The sequence below is a fragment of the Streptomyces sp. NPDC012794 genome (genome assembly GCF_042901085.1).
Taxonomy (GTDB): Bacteria; Actinomycetota; Actinomycetes; order Streptomycetales; family Streptomycetaceae; genus Streptomyces.
Map to the genome: position 1 here is coordinate 219,945 of NZ_JBIBCI010000002.1, position 20,810 is coordinate 240,754.

Below are 20,810 nucleotides of genomic sequence, written 5' to 3' on the forward strand. Positions count from 1 at the left end.
GTCGGCCTGGGGACGATGAGGTGGGGTTGCGATGAACGCGCCGTACGACGGTGACCGCGCGCAGGGCACTGGCGGGCCCATGCCCTCCCAGGGCACTGCCCCGGGCGCTCCGGTGCCCGGACAGGTTCCGGCGCCCGCGCCCGCGCCGGACCACGACCCGTACGTCCAGGACGCCTACGACTACGACCCCTACCGGTCGCAGGACCTGTCGGCCCAGGACCCCGTGACGGAGGCCCTCTACGACCGGGCCTCGCACCCCCCGCCGCCGCCGGGCACCTACCAGGAGCCCGGTCCGCTCTACGCGGCCCCACAGGCCCCCTCGCACGGCCCCGACCCGCGCGTGTGGGCCCAGACCCCGCCGCCCGAGCCGGACGGCCCCTCCCGCCACCTGCCCTACGGCGACCGCACGACGACGACGCAGTTCGTCGGAGTGGACTCGCTCGTGACCAGCGCGTCGGAGGAGGACCCCGAGACCGACGCCTTCACGCACCTCTACCGGGACCAGCAGGCGGTTCCCGGCGCCCCCGTGGAGGAGGCCCCGGTAGCGGCCCCCGCGCCGAGCAAGCCCGCGGGCAAGGCCGCCGGCCTCCTGAAGTCGAGCGCCCTGATGGCGGCCGGCACGATCGTCTCCCGCATCACCGGCTTCGCGCGCACCCTGGTGATCGCCGGCGCCATCGGCGTCGCGTCCCTCAACGACTCCTACCAGGTCGCCAACACCCTGCCGACGATGATCTACGTCCTCGTCGGCGGCGGCGCCCTCAACGCGGTCTTCATCCCCCAGCTCGTCCGGGCCATGAAGAACGACGCCGACGGCGGCGAGGCCTACGCCAACCGCCTGCTGACCCTCGTGGTGGTCCTGCTGGGCGCGGTCACCACCATCTGCGTGTTCGCGGCCCCGCTCTTCATCGGCATGATGTCGCAGAAGATCGCCGACAACCCGCAGCGCATGGACATCGCGGTGGCCTTCGCGCAGTACTGCCTGCCCACCATGTTCTTCATGGGCGTGCACGTGGTCCTCGGTCAGATCCTCAACGCCCGGGGCCGGTTCGGCGCGATGATGTGGACCCCGGTCCTCAACAACATCGTGGTCATCGCCACCTTCGGCGCCTTCATCTGGGCCTTCGGCGGCTTCACCGCCACCGGGGTCTCCGAGGCGACGATCACCCCCGAGGGCGTCCGCCTGCTGGGCATCGGCACCCTGCTCGGCCTCGTCGTCCAGTCCCTGGCGATGCTGCCCTACCTGCGCGACGCCGGCTTCAAGATGCGGCTGCGCTTCGACTGGAAGGGCCACGGCCTCGGCAAGGCCGCCGGTCTGGCCAAGTGGACGTTCTTCTTCGTCCTCGCCAACCAGCTCGGCCTGGTCGTCGTGACCCAGCTCGCCACCTGGGCCGGTGAGATCGCCGACAAGCAGGGCCACGGCGGTACCGGCATCACCGGCTACAACTACGCCCTCCTGCTCTGGCAGATGCCGCAGGCCATCATCACCGTCTCCGTCATGACGGCCGTGCTGCCCCGCATTTCGCGCTCGGCCCACGACGGCGACGCCGCAGCCGTACGCGACGACATCTCCTACGGCCTGCGCACCTCGGCCGTCGCGATCGTGCCGTGTGCCTTCGCCTTCCTCGCACTCGGCGTGCCGATGGCGACGCTGCTCTACGCCAGCACGGGCGCCGACGACGCCACCAACATCGGTTTCATCCTCATGGCCTTCGGCCTCGGCCTGATCCCGTACTCCGTGCAGTACGTGGTCCTGCGCGGCTTCTACGCCTACGAGGACACCCGGACCCCCTTCTACAACACCGTCATCGTGGCCGCCGTCAACGCGGGCGTCTCCGCCCTGGCCTTCTTCGTGCTGCCGGCGCGCTGGGCCGTCGTCGGCATGGCCGCCGCCTACGGCCTGGGCTATGCCGTCGGTGTCGGCGTGGCCTGGCGCCGCCTGAAGGCCCGCCTCGGCGGAGACCTCGACGGGGCCCACGTGATGCGTACGTACACCCGTCTGATCGGCGCGTGCGTCCCGGCCGCCGCCGCGGCGGGCGCCGCCGCCTACGGGGTCACCCGGTGGCTGGGCAACGGAGCCCTCGGTTCCCTCGCCGCCCTGGTCGCGGGTGTCATCGCCCTCGGCGCCGTGTTCCTCCTCGCCGCCAAGCGGATGCGGATCGAAGAGCTCAACTCCATGGTCGGAATGGTCCGCGGACGTCTGGGGCGCTGATGCGCACAACCGTCACCCCCCTTCGTGTGTCGTGCATAGCGGCGGACTGTGGGCACAATTGGCATGGCTTCGCAGACTGGCCGACAGCGCGCAACGGATGGGGAGGCAGGGACGACGGTGGCGGAACGTAGCACGGCTGCCGTCGACGTGGCCGACAACAGCGGCGAGCAGCCGCTGGCCGCAGATGCGGCCAAGGCCACGGCCGACGGGGTGGACGCCCAGAACGGAAAAGCCTCGGACGGACCCATGCCCGAGAAGGACGGCGAACGCAGAAGTGCGGCGCCCACGGCCGCGCCGGAACTCCACAGCGGGCACAAGCTCGCGCGGCGCTACCGGCTGGAGGAGTGCGTCACCCGTCTGGACGGGTTCAGCAGCTGGCGGGCCATGGACGAGAAGCTACGCCGCGCGGTGGGCGTCCACCTGCTGCCCGCCGACCACCCCCGGGCCCGCAGCGTCCTGGCCGCCGCGCGTTCCTCGGCCCTGCTCGGTGACCCCCGCTTCGTCCAGGTCCTCGACGCCGTGGAGGAGAACGACCTCGTCTACGTCGTCCACGAGTGGCTGCCCGACGCCACCGAACTGACCTCCGTCCTCGCCGACGGCACCCTCGAACCCCACGAGGCGTACCAGCTGGTCAGCCAGGTCTCCCAGGCCATGGCCGCCGCCCACCGCGAGGGCCTGGCCCACCTGCGCCTGACGCCCAGCGCGATACTGCGCACCTCCTCGGGCCAGTACCGCATCCGCGGCCTCGCCGTGAACGCCGCCCTGCGCGGCATCACCAGCGACACCCCGCAGCGGGCCGACACCGAGGCCATCGGCGCCCTGCTGTACGCCGCCCTCACCCAGCGCTGGCCGTACGAGAACGACGCCTACGGCCTGCGGGGCCTGCCCAAGGGCGTCGGCCTGCTCGCCCCCGACCAGGTCCGGGCAGGCGTCCACCGGGGTCTCGGCGAGCTCGCCATGCGCGCCCTCGCCAACGACGGGGCCACCGCGTCCCGGCAGGAGCCCCCCTGCACCAGCCCGGAGGAGCTGGCCAAGGCCGTCGCCGCGATGCCCCGCATCCGCCCGCCCGAGCCCGTCTTCACCGCGCCGCCGGAGTACCAGCACACCACCTACCAGCAGGGCACCTACGGCAGGCCCGTCTCCGCCGGCCTGTCCTCCACGCAGGCGGTCTCCTCCGTCCCCCCGCCGCCGTTGCAGAGCCGCACCGGCCGTGCCCTGAAGTGGGGCGTCGCCGCTCTGCTGATCGTCGCCCTGGGACTCGGCAGCTGGCAGCTCGCCGACACCCTCCTCCGCGGTAAACCGGACGGCGGCGACAACACCCAGACCCAGCAGCAGGGCCCCAACGACACAGCGCAGAAGAAGGAGCCCGCACCGCTCTCCATCAAGGACGCCAAGGAGTACGCGCCCGACGGCACCCCGCAGAACGCCAACAGCGTCGGCATGACGTACGACGGGGACGGTTCCAGCTACTGGCGGACCAAGAGCTTCTCCGACGGCCCCGAGTTCAAGATCAAGGACGGCGTCGGGATCGTCTACGACCTCGGCTCCGAGCAGGACGTGAGCGAAGCGTCGATAGCGCTGAAGTACCAGGGCGACCGCAACACCCTGGCCCTGTACGCCACCGACGCCCTCAGCCCCCAGGGCAAGGTCGGCTCGATGAAGAAGATCGCGGGCACGACCACCAAGAGCAACAACGTGAAGCTGACCGCTGAGAAGCCGGTCAAGACGCGCTACGTCCTCGTCTGGATCACCGCCATGCCCTACGCCCCCGACGAGGACTACAGCAAGGCCGGTTACAAGCAGGGCATCACGGACGTGAAGTTCAAGGGCTGACGCGAGGCAGGGAGGGGGCTCACCGTTGGACGATTCCGCGACCGGCGAGCGCGGCGACCAGGATCTCCTGGCCCTGCACGTCGCGGGCGATCCCGACGCCTTCGGCGAGCTCGTGCGGCGCCACCGCGACCGGCTCTGGGCCGTCGCGCTCCGCACGCTCGGCGACCGCGAGGAGGCCGCCGACGCCGTCCAGGACGCCCTGGTCTCCGCCTACCGGGCCGCCCACACCTTCCGGGGCGACTCCGCCGTCACCACCTGGCTGCACCGGATCACCGTCAACGCCTGCCTCGACCGGGCCCGCAAGGCCGCCTCCCGCCGGACCGCGCCCCTCGACGACACGGACCGCCTGGAGCGGCTCCTGGAGCCCCACGAGTCCGCCGAGGCCCCCGCAGAGCGCCAGGACCTCCACCGCCAGCTCCTGGCCGCCCTGGCCACCCTCCCCGCGGAGCAGCGGGCCGCCCTCGTCCTCGTCGACATGCAGGGGTACCCCGTCGCCGAAGCCGCCCGCGTCCTCGACGTCCCCACCGGCACCGTGAAGAGCCGGTGCGCCCGCGGCCGGGCCAAACTCCTCCCGATGCTCACTCATCTGCGCGCGGATGCCGGGGGTAACAGCACCTCGGAGCGGGGAAGGAACCGGACGCCGGGGACAGCCGTCCCACCTGCGGCAGACCCCAGGAATCCCCAACCGGATCCAGACGCTGTGAAGGGCGGAGGTGGACGACCGTGAGCCCCACGACCGGCACGACCGGCACTGCCGGCACGACCTGGCACCCGGAGGTCTCGGAGATCTCCGACCTCACCGAAGGGCTGCTGCCCCCCTCCCGCACCGCCGAGGTGCGCAGCCATCTCGGCGGCTGCGCCCTGTGCGCCGACGTCCTCGCCTCCCTGGAGGAGATCCGGTCCCTCCTCGGCACCCTGCCGGGGCCGCCGCGCATGCCGTCCGCCATCGCCGGCCGGATCGACGCGGCCCTCGCCGCCGAGGTGCTCCTCGACTCGAAGGCCTCCCGGACCGAGGCGGCCACCCCCGACCCGCATCCCGCCGACGCTGTTTCACGTGAAACGGTGTCGGCGGCCGTCGGCCGCTCCGGCCGGACCGAGGCCCACCGGCCCACTGGTCACCCGTCCGGCCCAACCGGTCCCGGCCGTCGCCGCGCCCGGCGCCGTATCGCCGTCCTCAGCGGTCTGGCCGGGGCGGCCGCCTGCGCGCTCGGCGTCTTCCTGTTCACCGGGCTGGGCGGTACGGGCTCGCACGACACCGCCACGCGCAACGACACCGCGAGGGCCTCCGCAGGCTCCTCCACCCCGGGTGAGTACACGGCTCAGGGACTCCGCCAGACCGTTCGGCAGCTCCTCGCCGGAGAAGCCGCGGGAAACGCCCCCAAGACCGCGCCGGGCGAGGCCAACAAGTCCCTGGGTCTGGAGGACACCTCCCCCGGCCTGGCCCCCGCCGACCGGCTCGCCTCACCGCAGGCTGAGCCGGACCAGACACCGGTCCCGCCCTGCGTCCAGCGGGGAACCGGCCGCACGGATGCCCCGGTCGCCGCTGAACGCGGCAGCTACCAGGGCACTCCCGTCTACCTCGTCGTGCTGCCCCACCCGGGCGACCCCGCCCGGGTGGACGCCTACCTCGTGCCCGCGGGCTGTGCGGACAATGCGGCGCCGACCCCGGACAAGCCCCTGCTGACCAGCACGTATCCCCGCAACTGACGGGCTCGCGGGGTGGTGACCCGCGCGTTGGGGGACTGGAGGGGACAAGCGGGGAATGTGCGCGCCGTAGGATCCGTTGGGTGGGGTGAGAGTCCGCACCGGCCCCCGGTAGGCAGCACGAAGTCCGCAGAGACGAGGAAAGAACCCGTGAGCGACGTACGAAACGTGATCATCATCGGCTCCGGGCCGGCCGGTTACACGGCCGCCCTGTACACCGCACGCGCTTCGCTCAACCCCCTGGTCTTCGAAGGTGCCGTCACCGCCGGCGGCGCACTCATGAACACCACCGAGGTCGAGAACTTCCCCGGCTTCCGGGACGGCATCATGGGTCCGGACCTCATGGACAACATGCGCGACCAGGCCGAGCGCTTCGGCGCCGAGCTCGTCCCGGACGACGTCGTCGCCGTGGACCTGACCGGTGAGATCAAGACCGTCACGGACACCGCCGGTACGGTGCACCGTGCCAAGGCCGTCATCGTCACCACCGGTTCCCAGCACCGCAAGCTCGGCCTGCCCAATGAGGACGCCCTCTCCGGTCGCGGTGTCTCCTGGTGCGCCACCTGCGACGGGTTCTTCTTCAAGGACCAGGACATCGCCGTCGTCGGCGGTGGTGACACCGCGATGGAGGAGGCCACCTTCCTCTCCCGGTTCGCCAAGTCCGTCACGATCGTCCACCGCCGTGACAGCCTGCGCGCCTCCAAGACCATGCAGGACCGCGCCTTCGCCGACCCGAAGATCAAGTTCGCCTGGGACAGCGAGGTCGCCGAGATCCACGGCGAGCAGAAGCTCTCCGGCCTCACCCTGCGCAACACCAAGACCGGTGAGACCTCCGAGCTGCCCGTGACCGGCCTGTTCATCGCTGTCGGACACGACCCGCGCACCGAGCTGTTCACCGGCCAGCTCGACCTGGACGACGAGGGCTACCTCAAGGTCGACGCCCCCTCGACGCGTACCAACATCACCGGTGTCTTCGGCGCCGGTGACGTCGTGGACCACACCTACCGTCAGGCGATCACCGCGGCCGGCACCGGCTGCTCCGCCGCCCTCGACGCGGAGCGCTTCCTCGCGGCCCTCGCGGACGCCGAACCGGTGACCGCGACCGTCTGATCCTCGCTCCGTCCCCACACCCCACACCCCGCAGAAGAGAAGGAGGCCGCTGTGGCCGGCACCCTCAAGAACGTGACCGACGCGGACTTCGACGAAGTCGTCCTGCGCAGCGACAAGCCCGTGCTGGTCGACTTCTGGGCCGAATGGTGCGGCCCGTGCCGCCAGATCGCGCCTTCGCTGGAGGCCATCGCCGCCGAGCACGGCGAGGAGATCGAGATCGTCAAGCTCAACATCGACCAGAACCCGGCCACGGCTGCCCGGTACGGCGTCATGTCCATCCCGACGCTGAACGTCTACAAGGGTGGCGAGGTCGCCAAGACCATCGTCGGCGCCAAGCCGAAGGCCGCCATCCTGCGTGACCTCGAGGACTTCATCCAGGCCTGACGGCCCAGGAGACCCACCCAGCGGTAGCGGGTTCACGTGAAACGGGACCGCCCCTCCAGGGGCGGCCCCGTTCCGCGTTTCCCACCCGCCTGCTCACAGCGGGCGCAGCGCCGGTTCCTTGCGGGCCCGGGCTCCGCCCAACAGGCGGTCCAGGGCCAGCTCGACGTCTTCCTTCCACGACAGAGTCGTGCGCAGCTCCAACCTCAGCCGGGGGTGCGCCGGGTGAGGGCGTACGGTCTTGAACCCCACCGACAGCAGATGGTCGGCCGGCAGCAGACAGGCGGGCCCCTCCCACCGTGCGTCCCCGAACGCCTCGATCGCCTTGAATCCGCGCCGCAGCAGGTCCTTCGCGACCGTCTGGACCATCACCCGCCCCAGGCCCTGCCCCTGATACCCCGGCATGATCCAGCCGGTGATCAGCTGTACGGCATCCGGAGACACCGGGCTCGTCGGGAAGGATGCGGCCCTCGGCACATAAGCGGGCGGGGCGTACAGCACGAACCCCACCGGGACCTCGTCCACGTAGACCACCCGGCCACAGGATCCCCAGTCCAGGAGGACGGCGGAGATCCAGGCCTCCTTCTCCAGCTCGGGAGTGCCCGCCTTCACCGCGGCCTCGCCGGTGACGGGATCCAGCTCCCAGAACACGCAGCTCCGGCAACGCTTGGGCAGGTCCTGGAGGTTGTCCAGCGTGAGCGGTACCAGCCGACGACCCATGACCACATCGTAAGCACTGCCCCCTGCTTCTTCGAGTGTGGACATCTCGAAGAAGCAGGGGGCAGCGAGGGGAACAAGCCGGGTACTACTCCCCGGAGAGGCCCTGTTCGAGAACGCGACCCTCACCCGGTGCCAGGGTCCCCAGGATCCGCTCAAGGTCCTCCATCGACGCGAACTCGACGGTGATCTTGCCCTTCTTCTGGCCCAGATCCACCTTCACGCGGGTTTCGAACCGGTCCGACAGACGCGTGGCCAGCTCGCTCAGCGCCGGAGACACCCGGGTCCCGGCCCGCGGGCCCTTGGGCTTCACGGCACTCGACGGCTCCGAACCCATCAGCTGCACGATCTCCTCGACCGAACGCACCGACAGGCCCTCGGCCACGATCCGCTGGGCGAGACGATCCTGCTCCTCCGAGTCCTCCACCGACAGCAGCGCCCGCGCGTGCCCGGCAGACAGCACTCCCGCGGCCACCCGGCTCTGCACCTTGGGCGAGAGCTTCAGCAGCCGCAGGGTGTTCGAGACCTGCGGACGCGAACGTCCGATCCGGTCCGCCAGCTGGTCGTGGGTGCAATTGAACTCCCGGAGGAGCTGGTCGTACGCGGCAGCCTCCTCCAACGGGTTCAGCTGGACCCGGTGCAGGTTTTCCAGAAGGGCGTCCAGCAGGAGCCTGTCGTCGTCCGTCGCCCGGATGATCGCGGGGATGCGATCCATTCCGGCCTGACCGCAGGCCCGGAAACGCCGCTCGCCCATGATCAGCTCATAGCGCCCGGGCTCCGTCTCCCGGACCACCACGGGCTGGAGCAGGCCCACCGTCTGGATGGAGGAGACCATCTCCTCCATGGCCTCCTCGTCCAGCTGCTCCATGTTGCGCGGCTGGCACGGGTTCGGCGAGATCGAGTCCAGCGGAAGCGCGGCGAATCTCGCCCCCGGCACTCCCTCGACCGTCGGCTGCGGAGCCTCCTCTTCGGCCCGGAGCGGTGTTTCACGTGAAACATCCGCCTGCACCAGCGCGGCGAGCTTCGCCGCGGCGATCCCCCGCTCCGACGGCAGCACGGGAAGCGCCGACGGAGACGTCGACCCCGTACTCATCACCGGCTCCTGAGGAGCGGCCGGGATCAGCGCGCCGAGCCCCCGCCCCAGACCCCTACGTCGCTCGCTCACTGGATCCCCTCCGCCACACTCTGCGTGCTGTTCATGCCCGCGCCCACATGGGCGTGCTGGGCGTCGTAATGGATTCCGGCTCCCCGCAGCGCCATCTCCCGCGCCGCCTCCAGATAGGAAAGGGCGCCGCTGGAACTCGGGTCGTACGTGAGGACCGTCTGCCCGTAGCTCGGAGCCTCCGAGATCCGCACCGACCTCGGGATGCTCGTGCGCAGCACCTCCTTGCCGAAGTGGGTGCGCACCTCGTCCGCCACCTGCGAGGCCAGTCGCGTCCTGCCGTCGTACATCGTGAGCAGGATCGTCGACACGTGCAGGCCCGGGTTCAGGTGGGCGCGCACCAGGTCGACATTGCGCAGCAGCTGTCCCAGGCCCTCCAGTGCGTAGTACTCGCACTGGATCGGGATCAGCACCTCCGCCCCGGCCACCATGGCGTTCACCGTCAGCAGGCCCAGGGAGGGCGGGCAGTCGATGAGGATGTAGTCGAGGGGCTGCTCGTACGCCTGGATCGCCCGCTGGAGCCGGCTCTCACGGGCCACCAGCGACACCAGCTCGATCTCCGCGCCCGCGAGGTCGATCGTGGCGGGGGCACAGAACAGCCCCTCCACCTCCACCACCGGCTGGACGACCTCCAGCAGGGGCCGGCTGTCCACGAGCACGTCGTAGATGGACGGCACCTCGGCGTGGTGGTCGATACCCAGGGCGGTGGAGGCGTTCCCCTGCGGGTCGAGGTCGATGACCAGGACCCGGGCACCGTGCAGGGCCAGGGAGGCCGCCAGGTTCACGGTCGTCGTGGTCTTGCCGACGCCGCCCTTCTGGTTGGCCACGACCATGATCCGGGTCTGCGCCGGCCGCGGGAGGGCGGCACCAGTGCGCCCGATGGCCTCGATCGCCTGCTGGGCGGCACGGCCGATCGGGGTGTCCTCCATGTCGTCGTTGTCCACCAGGGACGGGGAGGACGTGTCTCCCCCGGCTACCGCCGGGGGTGCTCCCAGTGGAACACCCTCACCAGGCGATTCAGAGCGGGGACCGGGGACCGGATCGGCCATCGGCCCCGCGAGGTTGGCGTCGGACCGCACGGTGTCACTCTCCTCGGCAGCGGGCTCGCGATGAACAGAGCCTGCCATGCCACCCGGGTCGCGAACCAGCGGGGCCCGTTCTCCTGTGGATGAATCCACCGTTGTGGACAACTCCGTCACCCCCGCGTCCTTACGGTCGCGGGGGGCCGCAGCAGCACGGCCGCGGCTGATGATTCCGTGCAGCAGAGAGCGACGTTTCACGTGAAACACGATGCCCGGACGGAGTCTTCAGCCCGCTACGACACTCCGAAATCCATACCTATAGGGCCCAACCCACCCCGAACGACACCACCGGCGCCGCGGATCACCGACGCCTGCGCGTCCGTCCCACCCGCGCGGCCTTAGCCCGCTTGGCCGCGAACCTCACTCCGCCGGGGCTTTCTCCGACCTCCACCCGGACCACCGTGGACAGGGGGTCGACGACGCCCTCGCCCACGTGGAGCACCGAGGTCTTCACCACACCGAGCTTGGTCAGCGCGACCTTCGCCGCGACCAGCTCCTCCTCGGCGGTGTCTCCCTTCAGCGCCAGCATCTCCCCGTAAGGACGCAGCAGGGGCACGCCCCATCCCGCGAGCCGGTCCAGCGGGGCCACGGCACGGGCCGTCACCACGTGCACCGGCTGGAGCTTGCCGAGCATTTCCTCGGCCCGGCCGCGCACCACGGTGACGTGGTCCAGCCCGAGGAGCTCCACGGCCTCCTGGAGGAAGGTCGTCCGGCGCAGCAGGGGTTCCAGAAGAGTGATCTTCAGGTCCCGCCGCACCAGGGCGAGCGGGATACCGGGCAGGCCGGCACCCGAGCCCACGTCGCACACCGTGACGCCCTCCGGCACCACCTCGGACAGCACCGCGCAGTTCAGCAGGTGCCGCTCCCACAGCCGGGGAACCTCACGCGGCCCGATCAGGCCCCGCTTGACCCCCGCGTCCGCCAGCAGCTCCGCGTACCGCACAGCTTCCGGGAAAAACTCACCGAACACCGCGCGCGCCTGTTCGGGCGCCGGGGGCGCCTCTTCAGGCGCTGCGGGAAGCTCCGCTGCCTCCGTCACGGGGACCGTCCTTCCGTACAGAACCGCTCACGCCAGAACCGTGTCGTTCCACCGTGTCGTTCAACTGCCAGGCTTACAAACTTCGGCCCCGCCTGCGACACAGGCGGGGCCGAAGCACAACATTCCGGTCAGGCCGGGAGCACAACGACGAAGCGCTGCGGCTCCTCGCCCTCGGACTCGCTCTTCAGACCGGCGGCCGCCACGGCGTCGTGGACGACCTTGCGTTCGAAGGGGGTCATCGGGGCCAGCTTCAGCGCCTCGCCCGAGGCCTTCACGTCCGCGGCGGCCTGGGCGCCCAGCGCCGCCAGCTCCTCGCGCTTCTTCGCCCGGAAGCCCGCGATGTCCAGCATCAGCCGGCTGCGGTCGCCGGTCTCCCGGTGCACGGCGAGACGGGTCAGCTCCTGGAGCGCCTCCAGGACCTCGCCCTCGCGGCCCACGAGCTTCTGCAGGTCACGGCTGGAGGAGTCGCTGACGATCGACACCGCGGCGCGGTCGGCCTCGACGTCCATGTCGATGTCGCCGTCCAGGTCGGCGATGTCCAGCAGACCCTCAAGGTAGTCGGCCGCGATCTCACCCTCCTGCTCGAGGCGGGTCAGGGTGTCGCCACTCTCAGCGGCGGCGGTGGTGGTGCCTTCCGTCACGGGAGGGACTCCTTCTACTTCTTGGAGGGCTTGCTGGGGGGCGTCTGACGCTTCGACTTCGGCTGCCGCTTCGGCTGCTGCCGCTTGGTGGCGACACCGCCGCTCGCCGCGTCCGAGTCGGCCGTGGCCTCAGAACTCTTGATGACGGAACCGTCCGGCTGCGCGGCCATGCCCTGCTTCGTCAGCGCGGTGATGAACTTCCGCTCGTTGTCGTTGCGGTCCGGGCCCTTGGCCACGATCGCCGCCACGACCTTCTTCTTGCCCCGGCCCTTGACGTTGCCGTGGGTGCTGACGTGCTTCAGCAGGCGGGTCAGGTACTGGTCCTGGGCCTTGCTGCCCGGCGTCGGGTTCTGGTTGATCACGTACATCTGCTGGCCCATGGTCCACACGTTGGTGGTCAGCCAGTAGACGAGGACACCGACGGGGAAGTTGATGCCCATCACGGCGAAGATCACCGGGAAGATGTACATGAGCATCTTCTGCTGCTGCATGAAGGGCGTCTTGACCGAGAGGTCGACGTTCTTCTGCATCAGCTGGCGCTGCGTGTAGAACTGCGACAGCGACATCAGGATGATCATGATGGCGGTCACGATGCGCACGTCGGTGATCGAGGCGTTCAGGCCCGCGACCTTGTCGGCGGAGTCCGTGAACTTCGCGGCCAGCGGGGCACCGAAGATGTGGGCCTGCCGGGCGCTCTCCAGCAGCGACTGGTTGATGACACCGACGGTCTTGCCGTTGGCGATGCTCGCGAGCACGTGGTAGAGCGCGAAGAAGAACGGGGACTGCGCCAGGATGGGAAGGCACGAGGAGAGCGGGTTGGTACCCGTCTCCTTGTACAGCTTCATCATCTCTTCGGACTGGCGCTGCTTGTCGTTCTTGTAGCGATCCTGGATCGCCTTCATCTTCGGCTGGAGCGCCTGCATGCCCCGCGTCGCCTTGATCTGCTTCACGAAGAGCGGGATCAGGCAGATACGGATCAGGACCACCAGGGACACGATGGACAGGCCCCAGGCCCATCCACTGTCCGCACCGAAGACCGCCCCGTACAGCTTGTGGAACTGGACGATGATCCACGACACGGGTGTGGTGATAAAGCTGAACAGACTGGCAATCGTGTCCACTAATCAGGCTCCTTGAGCATTGCGAGATCTACGCAACGCACTGCGCAGCTGCTCGTGCCAACGCGGGCGTTTCCGGGGTGGGACATGATCCACACCGCCCGGGGACCACGGATTGCACCGCACGATCCGCCAGGCGGTCAGAGCCGTCCCCTTCACCGCACCATGCCGGTCGATGGCCGCGAACCCGTAGTGCGAACACGACGGGTAATAGCGGCACACCGGCCCGAGCAGCGGACTGATCGTCCACTGGTACAGCTTGATCAAAGCGAGCAGCGGGTACTTCATCGAGCCACGCCTCCCAGCAGCCGCGCCAAGGCGGCGTCCAGGTCGCGGGCCAGCTCGTCGACGCCGGCGTCAGCGGCTCCGGGCAGGGCCCGCACCACCACCAGGCTACCGGGGGGCAGCTGAGCCAGCCGATCACGCATGAGATGGCGGAGCCGGCGCTTGACCCGGTTGCGGACGACGGCGATGCCGACAGCCTTGCTGACGACGAAACCCGCACGCGGCGAGGGATGTGCATCCCCCGGCTCGTGCGGGTCCGTGGCACCGCTTGTACGTAGGTGGACGACGAGGAACGGGCGACCGGCCCGGCGTCCTCGACGCACCGCGCTCGCGAAGTCCTCGCGCCGCCTCAGCCGATTTTCGGGAGACAGCACGACGTCACGACCTGCGCGTTGTTACGCGGAAAGGGCGGCGCGGCCCTTGCTGCGACGGTTCGCGAGGATCGCGCGACCGGCACGGGTACGCATCCGCAGGCGGAAGCCGTGGGTCTTGGCACGACGGCGGTTGTTCGGCTGGAAGGTGCGCTTGCTCACTCGGGGGCTCCAGAGAATGAATCGTTGTGGCGGTACATCGCCTGGCTGTCACCGTGCGCCCACGAGGAACTCGCGTGTTCGCCCGAGTGGACACCGCTAAACGATCACAAAGCGTGATCTTCGCCCATCGGTAGGCAGGCGGCAGCAGCCATCGACAACTCGACCTCGTTACGGTACGCGCGGCTACGCCATCCGGTCAAACCGAGCGCCCCTGCCCCACACTGTGCACAGGCTGTGGACAACGACTTGAACCCTACCCACCGGCCTGACTACCGTTGACTGATCCCGGATTTTTTGTCCCGACCGTCCCAAAGAACCACACATTCGTGGGACGGGACCTGTGAGAGAGCGTGCTCTGTGGCTGACGTACCTGCCGATCTTGCCGCAGTGTGGCCACGCGTGCTCGAGAAGCTGCTCGGGGAGGGCCAGCAAGGGATCGAGCCCAAGGACAAGCAGTGGGTGGAACGATGCCAGCCGCTGGCCCTCGTCGCCGACACCGCCCTGCTCGCCGTTCCCAATGAATGGGGCAAGCGCGTCCTCGAGGGCCGCCTCGCCCCCCTCATCAGCGACGCCCTGAGCCGGGAGTGCGGCCGTCCGATCCGCATCGCCATCACGGTCGACGACTCGGCGGGCGAGCCCGCCCCGCCGGCCCCGCCCGCCTCCTCCCCGCGCGAGGGCTACGAGCCGTACGGCGGCCAGCGCCCCGGCGCCGGCCCCGGCGAGGACCTGCCCGCCGCCCGCCCCGCCTACCCGGACTACCAGCAGCCGCGTCAGGAGCCCGGCTCCTGGCCCCGCGGCGGCCAGGACGAGTACGGCTGGCAGCAGCAGCGCCTGGGCGGCTTCCCCGAGCGCGACCCGTACGCCTCCCCGCAGCCCGGTTACCTCCAGCAGCCCGACCAGGGCGGCTACGACCAGGGCGGCTACGAGGGGCAGAAGTACGAACCCCAGAAGTACGACCCGCAGAAGTACGAGCAGCCCTCGTACGAATCCCAGCCGTACGAGCCCCAGGGCTACGAGCAGCAGTACGAGCAGTCGCCCCCGCGCTCCGCGCCCGGCCGGCCCACCCCCGCGCCGCCGCCGTCCGCGCCCTCCGGCGGCTCCACCTCGGGCCCGCTGGAGCCGACCGCCCGGCTGAACCCGAAGTACCTCTTCGACACCTTCGTCATCGGCGCCTCCAACCGCTTCGCGCACGCCGCCGCCGTGGCCGTGGCCGAGGCGCCGGCGAAGGCGTACAACCCGCTGTTCATCTACGGGGAGTCGGGCCTCGGCAAGACGCACCTGCTGCACGCCATCGGGCACTACGCGCGGAGCCTTTACCCCGGCACCCGCGTGCGGTACGTGAGCTCGGAGGAGTTCACCAACGAGTTCATCAACTCCATCCGCGACGGCAAGGGCGACGCCTTCCGCAAGCGGTACCGCGAGATGGACATCCTGCTGGTCGACGACATCCAGTTCCTCGCGAGCAAGGAGTCGACCCAGGAGGAGTTCTTCCACACCTTCAACACGCTCCACAACGCGAACAAGCAGATCGTCCTGTCCTCGGACCGGCCGCCCAAGCAGCTCGTCACGCTGGAGGACCGGCTCCGCAACCGCTTCGAGTGGGGCCTGATCACGGACGTCCAGCCGCCCGAGCTGGAGACCCGGATCGCGATCCTGCGCAAGAAGGCCGTCCAGGAGCAGCTCAACGCCCCGCCGGAGGTACTGGAGTTCATCGCCTCCCGCATCTCGCGCAACATCCGCGAGCTGGAGGGGGCGCTGATCCGCGTCACCGCCTTCGCGAGCCTCAACCGGCAGCCGGTGGACCTCGGGCTCACGGAGGACGTCCTCAAGAACCTGATCCCGGGCGGCGAGGACAGCGCCCCCGAGATCACCGCCTCCGACATCATGGCGGCCACCGCCGACTACTTCGGGCTGACCGTGGACGACCTGTGCGGGTCCTCCCGCAGCCGCGTCCTGGTCACCGCCCGGCAGATCGCCATGTACCTGTGCAGGGAGCTGACCGACCTGTCGCTGCCCAAGATCGGGGCCCAGTTCGGCGGCAGGGACCACACCACCGTCATGCACGCGGACCGCAAGATCCGCGCCCTGATGGCGGAACGGCGCTCCATCTACAACCAGGTCACGGAGCTCACGAACCGCATCAAGAACGGCTGACGCGGGCCCCGCGGGGGCCTGCTGGCGGCCCCTCAAACCTCACGACAGGGCGCTTCCGGCTCGAACCGGGGGCGCCCTTCCTCGTCCGTGCGCCCTTGCTCTGTTCGAATGCGCCCCCAGGAGGGACCGTCATCCACAGATTCCCGGGTTTTCTTCCGTCCACAGGCTGAGGACAGTCCCCGTCGCCCACAATCTGTCCACAGGGGTGCGGGTTGAGACCCCATCAGGGCAGGTCAGGTGCCTGTGGAATTGTGAGCAACCGTCATCCACAGCCTGTGGACAGAAAAATCGTCCACAGGCTCATCCACTCCTCTGTCCACCGCCGACCCACAGGTTCCCGCATCCTGTGCACAGGTTCCCGGCGGTTCTCCACACCGTTGTCCACTGTTCGGCAACGCCACACCCGAGCTCACCGCCCCGAGTGAAAGCGGTCACACGGATGTCGACGTTTGCTCTGTGGACCTCTGGGGAAAAGCTGGGGACACACCTGTGGAGTAGTGGGGGTCTCCTGGGGACGGCCTGTGCAGAACTTTCCGTTCTCCACAGAGACACCGGGTTGTCCACCGGTCCCGCCCACAGGGTGTGGGGATAAAAAACGCGGGCTGACCTGCGAGAACGGGCTTATCCACCGTTTCCACAGGCCCTACTACTACCCCCATGGAGAGTTAGGCCGGTTTCGGTTTTCAAGCAGGGCCTGTGCACAACTCGCCGCTCGGCCGCCCCGCCTCCTCGCTCCCGACTTGACCGCCAGCCGCGACGGCTGTCGGCGCCGTACGTCAGACTGGTCCCCGGCATCGGTCGAGGCATCGACGAGCCGACGACGAAGGCCGGCAGACGAGCGAGCAACAGCAGGAGGCGGTTCCGGTGAAGATCCGGGTGGAGCGCGACGTACTCGCGGAGGCGGTGGCCTGGGCTGCACGCAGCCTCCCGGCCCGGCCGCCGGTGCCCGTACTCGCGGGCCTGCTGCTGAAGGCCGAGGACGGCACCCTGTCCCTCTCCGGCTTCGACTACGAGGTCTCGGCCCGCGTCTCCGTCGAGGCGGACGTGGAGGAGGACGGCACCGTCCTCGTCTCCGGCCGGCTGCTCGCCGACATCTGCCGCGCCCTCCCCAACCGCCCGGTGGAGATTTCCACAGACGGTGTACGGGCGACCGTGGTCTGCGGCTCCTCCCGGTTCACACTCCACACCCTGCCTGTGGAGGAGTACCCGGCGCTGCCGCAGATGCCGACCGCGACCGGCACCGTGCCCGGCGAGGTCTTCGCCTCCGCCGCCGCCCAGGTGGCCATCGCCGCCGGCCGCGACGACACGCTGCCCGTGCTGACCGGTGTCCGCATCGAGATCGAGGGCGACCGCGTCACCCTGGCCTCCACCGACCGCTACCGCTTCGCGGTCCGCGAGTTCCTGTGGAAGCCGGAGAACCCGGACGCCTCGGCCGTGGCCCTGGTGCCCGCCAAGACCCTCCTCGACACCGCCAAGTCCCTGACCAGCGGTGACACCGTCACCCTGGCGCTCTCCGGCTCCGGCCAGGGTGAGGGTCTCATCGGCTTCGAGGGCGCGGGCCGCCGCACGACCACCCGCCTGCTCGAGGGCGACCTGCCGAAGTACCGCACCCTCTTCCCGACGGAGTTCAACTCCGTCGCCGTGATCGAGACCGCGCCGTTCGTCGAGGCCGTCAAGCGCGTGGCCCTGGTCGCCGAGCGCAACACCCCGGTCCGCCTCAGCTTCGAGCAGGGCGTGCTGATCCTGGAAGCCGGTTCCAGCGACGATGCACAGGCTGTGGAGCGCGTCGACGCGAACCTCGAGGGCGACGACATCTCGATCGCCTTCAACCCCACCTTCCTGCTGGACGGCCTGAGCGCGATCGACTCGCCCGCCGCGCAGCTCAGCTTCACCACGTCGACCAAGCCCGCCCTGCTCAGCGGCCGGCCCGCGGTGGACGCGGAGGCCGACGAGGCCTACAAGTACCTGATCATGCCGGTCCGCCTCTCCGGCTGACCGCTCCGCCGCACGCCGGCACCGGGCCCGGTCTCGCAGCCGCGAGTGCCGGGCCCGGCGCCGTCCGGAGCGGCCCGTCGCCACGGCCCGGCGTAGGCTCGGATCCGGCGGGCGGCCCGGAAAGGCCACCGGAGACCACCGGTGCCGGGAAGCCCCTGTACAGACGGCCCCAACGCTTAAGGAACCCACCTGATGGAGCTCGGTCTCGTCGGTCTCGGCAAGATGGGCGGCAACATGCGCGAGCGCATCCGCCGCGCAGGCCACACCGTCATCGGATACGACCGCAACCCGGACCTCGCCGATGTCCACAGCCTCCGGGAGCTTGTGGACGGCCTGCAGGCCCCCCGCGTCGTGTGGGTGATGGTCCCGGCAGGAGCGGCCACGCAGTCCACCGTCGACGAGCTGGCCGAGCTGCTCTCCCCCGGCGACATCGTCGTCGACGGCGGCAACTCGCGCTGGACCGACGACGAGAAGCACGCCGAGGAGCTGAAGGCCAAGGGCATCGGCTTCGTCGACTGCGGCGTCTCCGGTGGCGTGTGGGGCCTGGAGAACGGCTACGCGCTGATGTACGGCGGGGACGAGAAGCACGTTGCCGCGGTCCAGCCGATCTTCGACGCCCTCAAGCCCGAGGGTGACTTCGGCGCCGTGCACGCCGGCAAGGTCGGAGCCGGCCACTTCGCGAAGATGGTCCACAACGGCATCGAGTACGCCATGATGCAGGCCTACGCCGAGGGCTGGGAGCTCCTGGAGAAGGTCGACTCGGTCACCGACGTCCGCGAGGTGTTCCGGTCCTGGCAGGAGGGCACGGTCATCCGCTCCTGGCTGCTGGACCTCGCCGTCAACGCGCTGGACGAGGACGAGCACCTGGACGGGCTGAAGGGCTTCGCCCAGGACTCGGGCGAGGGCCGCTGGACCGTCGAGGCGGCCATCGACAACGCGGTCCCGCTGCCGGCGATCACCGCCTCGCTGTTCGCCCGGTTCGCGTCCCGCCAGGACGACTCGCCGCAGATGAAGATGATCGCCGCGCTGCGCAACCAGTTCGGCGGCCACGCGGTCGAGAAGAAGTAGCAGCACCCAGCACCACAGAGCACAGCAGCAGGAAGCCGGGGGAGGTCGGCGCCGTATGCATGTTTCGCATCTCTCATTGGCCGACTTCCGCTCGTACGCCCGGGCCGAGGTACCCCTCGCCCCGGGCGTCACGGCTTTCGTGGGACCCAACGGCCAGGGCAAGACGAACCTGGTCGAGGCCATCGGCTACCTCGCCACCCTGGGCAGCCACCGGGTGTCCTCCGACGCCCCGCTCGTGCGGATGGGCGCCGACCGGGCGATCATCCGGGCCGCCGTCACCCAGGGCGAACGCCAGCAGCTGGTCGAGCTCGAACTGAACCCGGGCCGCGCCAACCGCGCCCGCGTCAACCGGTCCTCGCAGGTCAGGCCCCGCGACGTGCTGGGCATCGTGCGCACCGTGCTGTTCGCCCCGGAGGACCTGGCCCTCGTCAAGGGCGATCCCGGGGAGCGTCGCCGCTTCCTCGACGAGCTCGTGACGGCCCGCTCGCCCCGGATGGCGGCCGTCCGCTCCGACTACGAGCGGGTGCTCAAGCAGCGCAACACCCTTCTGAAGTCCGCCGCGATGGCCCGTCGGCACGGCGGCCGCTCCATGGACCTCTCCACCCTCGACGTCTGGGACCAGCACCTCGCGCGCGCGGGCGCCGAGCTGCTCGCCCAGCGCCTCGACCTGATCGCCACCCTGCTGCCGCTCGCCGACAAGGCGTACGAGCAGCTCGCGCCCGGTGGCGGCCCGCTCGGGCTCGCGTACAAGTCCTCGGCCGGCGAGCCGGTCGACACCGGCGCGGCGCGGACCCGCGAGGAGCTCTACGAGGTGCTGCTCGCCACCCTGTCCGAGGTCCGCAAGCAGGAGATCGAGCGCGGGGTGACCCTGGCCGGCCCGCACCGGGACGACCTCGTGCTGCGCCTGGGCGAACTGCCCGCGAAGGGGTACGCCAGTCACGGCGAGTCCTGGTCGTACGCCCTGGCCCTGCGCCTGGCCTCGTACGAGCTGCTGCGCTCGGAGGGGGCGGAGCCGGTGCTGATCCTGGACGACGTCTTCGCGGAGCTGGACGCGCGCCGCCGCGAGCGGCTCGCGGAGCTGGTGGCGGGCGGCGAGCAGGTGCTGGTGACGGCGGCGGTGGACGATGACGTTCCGGGCGTGCTGACGGGCATGCGCTTCGGGGTGTCCGGCGGTGAGGTGACCCGGCTGTGAGCGAAGCGGAGCGGCACGAACGCAAGACCCCGGAGCCGTCCGGGGTGGATCTGGCCCGCCAGGCCCTCGCGGCCGCGCGCGAGCAGGCCCGCGCGCGGGGCAACGCGGTGAGCGGGCGGGGGCGCCGGCAGCAGCCGGGGCTGCGCTCGGGCGCCCGGGCCGACGGCCGGGACCCGATGCCGCTGATGGCGGCGCTGGACCGGCTGCGCACGGAGCGGGGCTGGGAGATGCCGATCGCCGTGGCCGGGGTGATGGAGCGCTGGGCGGAGATCGTCGGCCCGGAGATCGCCGCGCACTGTGAACCGGAGCGCTACGAGGAGCGTGAACTCCTCGTACGGTGCGATTCCTCGGCCTGGGCCGCGCAGCTGAAGCTGCTGGCCCCGCAGCTGGTGGCGCGGCTGAACGCGGACCTCGGCCAGGGCACGGTCCGGCTGATCAAGGTGCAGGGCCCCGGCGGCCGTCCCAAGCGGTACGGGCCGTGGCGCGCCCCGGGCAGCAGCGGGCCGGGCGACACGTACGGCTGAGCGGGCCCGGGCCCTGCCGTCGGCCGGGTACGGCGGCCGACGGCGGCCGGGTACGGGCCCGAG

The 20,810-nt window shown here is 70.3% G+C and carries 20 protein-coding genes; 11 read left to right on the top strand and 9 right to left on the bottom strand.

The window, feature by feature from the left end; translation table 11 throughout:
* Nucleotides 1–31 precede the first annotated feature (31 nt).
* From murJ to trxA, 6 genes are all read left to right on the top strand, one after another.
* The gene (murJ, locus tag ACFY7H_RS04140) at nucleotides 32–2,209 is read left to right on the top strand and encodes a murein biosynthesis integral membrane protein MurJ (protein WP_388932774.1); all 2,178 of its coding nucleotides are present in this window, start codon (nucleotides 32–34) and stop codon (nucleotides 2,207–2,209) included.
* A gap of 117 nt (nucleotides 2,210–2,326) precedes the next feature.
* Nucleotides 2,327–4,042, top strand: a complete 1,716-nt coding sequence (locus ACFY7H_RS04145) for a serine/threonine protein kinase (RefSeq protein WP_388932777.1) — start codon at nucleotides 2,327–2,329, stop codon at nucleotides 4,040–4,042.
* A 25-nt stretch (nucleotides 4,043–4,067) separates the two neighbouring features.
* Complete coding sequence (sigM, locus tag ACFY7H_RS04150; protein ID WP_388932780.1) at nucleotides 4,068–4,769, top strand: RNA polymerase sigma factor SigM; 702 nt, start codon at nucleotides 4,068–4,070, stop codon at nucleotides 4,767–4,769.
* On the top strand, nucleotides 4,766–5,749 hold the full coding sequence (locus tag ACFY7H_RS04155; RefSeq protein WP_388932783.1) for an anti-sigma factor family protein: 984 nt from the start codon (nucleotides 4,766–4,768) through the stop codon (nucleotides 5,747–5,749). Before sigM ends, ACFY7H_RS04155 begins: the two co-directional genes overlap by 4 nt.
* 147 nt (nucleotides 5,750–5,896) lie before the next feature.
* Entirely contained in the window at nucleotides 5,897–6,856 is a 960-nt protein-coding gene (trxB, locus tag ACFY7H_RS04160) for a thioredoxin-disulfide reductase (protein ID WP_388932786.1), read from the top strand.
* Nucleotides 6,857–6,907: 51 nt separating this feature from the next.
* Nucleotides 6,908–7,240, top strand: a complete 333-nt coding sequence (gene trxA / locus ACFY7H_RS04165) for a thioredoxin (protein ID WP_388932789.1) — start codon at nucleotides 6,908–6,910, stop codon at nucleotides 7,238–7,240.
* A gap of 93 nt (nucleotides 7,241–7,333) precedes the next feature.
* Here trxA and ACFY7H_RS04170 read toward each other — a convergent pair whose 3' ends face one another.
* The 9 genes from ACFY7H_RS04170 to rpmH all read right to left on the bottom strand — a co-directional run bounded on the left by ACFY7H_RS04170 (nucleotide 7,334) and on the right by rpmH (nucleotide 13,814).
* Nucleotides 7,334–7,957, bottom strand: a complete 624-nt coding sequence (locus ACFY7H_RS04170) for a GNAT family N-acetyltransferase (protein ID WP_388932793.1) — start codon at nucleotides 7,955–7,957, stop codon at nucleotides 7,334–7,336.
* 85 nt (nucleotides 7,958–8,042) lie between these two features.
* Nucleotides 8,043–9,119: a ParB/RepB/Spo0J family partition protein gene (locus tag ACFY7H_RS04175; protein WP_388932796.1), complete on the bottom strand. Its 1,077-nt coding sequence runs from the start codon at nucleotides 9,117–9,119 to the stop codon at nucleotides 8,043–8,045.
* Entirely contained in the window at nucleotides 9,116–10,243 is a 1,128-nt protein-coding gene (locus ACFY7H_RS04180; protein WP_388932798.1) for a ParA family protein, read from the bottom strand. Before ACFY7H_RS04180 ends, ACFY7H_RS04175 begins: the two co-directional genes overlap by 4 nt.
* A 256-nt stretch (nucleotides 10,244–10,499) precedes the next feature.
* Nucleotides 10,500–11,237, bottom strand: coding sequence for a 16S rRNA (guanine(527)-N(7))-methyltransferase RsmG (gene rsmG / locus ACFY7H_RS04185; RefSeq protein ID WP_388932801.1), 738 nt, complete (start codon nucleotides 11,235–11,237; stop codon nucleotides 10,500–10,502).
* Between the two features lie 128 nt (nucleotides 11,238–11,365).
* Entirely contained in the window at nucleotides 11,366–11,878 is a 513-nt protein-coding gene (locus ACFY7H_RS04190; protein WP_388932803.1) for a protein jag, read from the bottom strand.
* A 14-nt stretch (nucleotides 11,879–11,892) separates the two neighbouring features.
* The gene (gene yidC / locus ACFY7H_RS04195) at nucleotides 11,893–12,999 is read right to left on the bottom strand and encodes a membrane protein insertase YidC (RefSeq protein WP_388932806.1); all 1,107 of its coding nucleotides are present in this window, start codon (nucleotides 12,997–12,999) and stop codon (nucleotides 11,893–11,895) included.
* A 3-nt stretch (nucleotides 13,000–13,002) separates the two neighbouring features.
* Nucleotides 13,003–13,284: a membrane protein insertion efficiency factor YidD gene (gene yidD / locus ACFY7H_RS04200; protein WP_388932808.1), complete on the bottom strand. Its 282-nt coding sequence runs from the start codon at nucleotides 13,282–13,284 to the stop codon at nucleotides 13,003–13,005.
* The gene (gene rnpA / locus ACFY7H_RS04205) at nucleotides 13,281–13,655 is read right to left on the bottom strand and encodes a ribonuclease P protein component (RefSeq protein WP_388932811.1); all 375 of its coding nucleotides are present in this window, start codon (nucleotides 13,653–13,655) and stop codon (nucleotides 13,281–13,283) included. The genes yidD and rnpA overlap by 4 nt, the downstream gene beginning before the upstream one ends.
* A 21-nt stretch (nucleotides 13,656–13,676) precedes the next feature.
* Entirely contained in the window at nucleotides 13,677–13,814 is a 138-nt protein-coding gene (rpmH, locus tag ACFY7H_RS04210) for a 50S ribosomal protein L34 (RefSeq protein WP_018547628.1), read from the bottom strand.
* Between the two features lie 399 nt (nucleotides 13,815–14,213).
* Between rpmH and dnaA the strand changes: the two genes are divergently transcribed.
* The 5 genes from dnaA (at nucleotide 14,214) to ACFY7H_RS04235 (ending at nucleotide 20,747) form a co-directional block, all read left to right on the top strand.
* Nucleotides 14,214–15,968 (top strand): chromosomal replication initiator protein DnaA, encoded by a 1,755-nt coding sequence (dnaA, locus tag ACFY7H_RS04215; protein WP_388932814.1) that lies wholly within the window; start codon nucleotides 14,214–14,216, stop codon nucleotides 15,966–15,968.
* 864 nt (nucleotides 15,969–16,832) lie between these two features.
* Nucleotides 16,833–17,963 carry a DNA polymerase III subunit beta gene (gene dnaN, locus ACFY7H_RS04220; RefSeq protein ID WP_388932817.1) on the top strand — a complete coding sequence of 377 codons (1,131 nt, stop codon included), beginning with the start codon at nucleotides 16,833–16,835 and terminating at the stop codon, nucleotides 17,961–17,963.
* A gap of 192 nt (nucleotides 17,964–18,155) precedes the next feature.
* Nucleotides 18,156–19,031, top strand: coding sequence for a phosphogluconate dehydrogenase (NAD(+)-dependent, decarboxylating) (gene gnd / locus ACFY7H_RS04225; protein ID WP_388932821.1), 876 nt, complete (start codon nucleotides 18,156–18,158; stop codon nucleotides 19,029–19,031).
* 55 nt (nucleotides 19,032–19,086) lie between these two features.
* Nucleotides 19,087–20,223, top strand: coding sequence for a DNA replication/repair protein RecF (gene recF / locus ACFY7H_RS04230; RefSeq protein WP_388932825.1), 1,137 nt, complete (start codon nucleotides 19,087–19,089; stop codon nucleotides 20,221–20,223).
* A complete protein-coding gene (locus ACFY7H_RS04235; protein ID WP_388932827.1) occupies nucleotides 20,220–20,747 on the top strand; it encodes a DUF721 domain-containing protein in 528 nt (175 codons plus the stop codon). The genes recF and ACFY7H_RS04235 overlap by 4 nt, the downstream gene beginning before the upstream one ends.
* Nucleotides 20,748–20,810 lie beyond the last annotated feature (63 nt).

Bases quoted from the DNA above. Each gene is read 5' to 3' on its own strand.
- murJ (WP_388932774.1), top strand. From the start codon at position 32: ATGAACGCGCCGTACGACGGTGACCGCGCGCAGGGCACTGGCGGGCCC.
- ACFY7H_RS04170 (WP_388932793.1), bottom strand. From the start codon at position 7,957: ATGGGTCGTCGGCTGGTACCGCTCACGCTGGACAACCTCCAGGACCTG.
- ACFY7H_RS04180 (WP_388932798.1), bottom strand. From the start codon at position 10,243: ATGGCAGGCTCTGTTCATCGCGAGCCCGCTGCCGAGGAGAGTGACACC.
- yidD (WP_388932808.1), bottom strand. From the start codon at position 13,284: ATGAAGTACCCGCTGCTCGCTTTGATCAAGCTGTACCAGTGGACGATC.
- gnd (WP_388932821.1), top strand. From the start codon at position 18,156: ATGGAGCTCGGTCTCGTCGGTCTCGGCAAGATGGGCGGCAACATGCGC.
- recF (WP_388932825.1), top strand. From the start codon at position 19,087: ATGCATGTTTCGCATCTCTCATTGGCCGACTTCCGCTCGTACGCCCGG.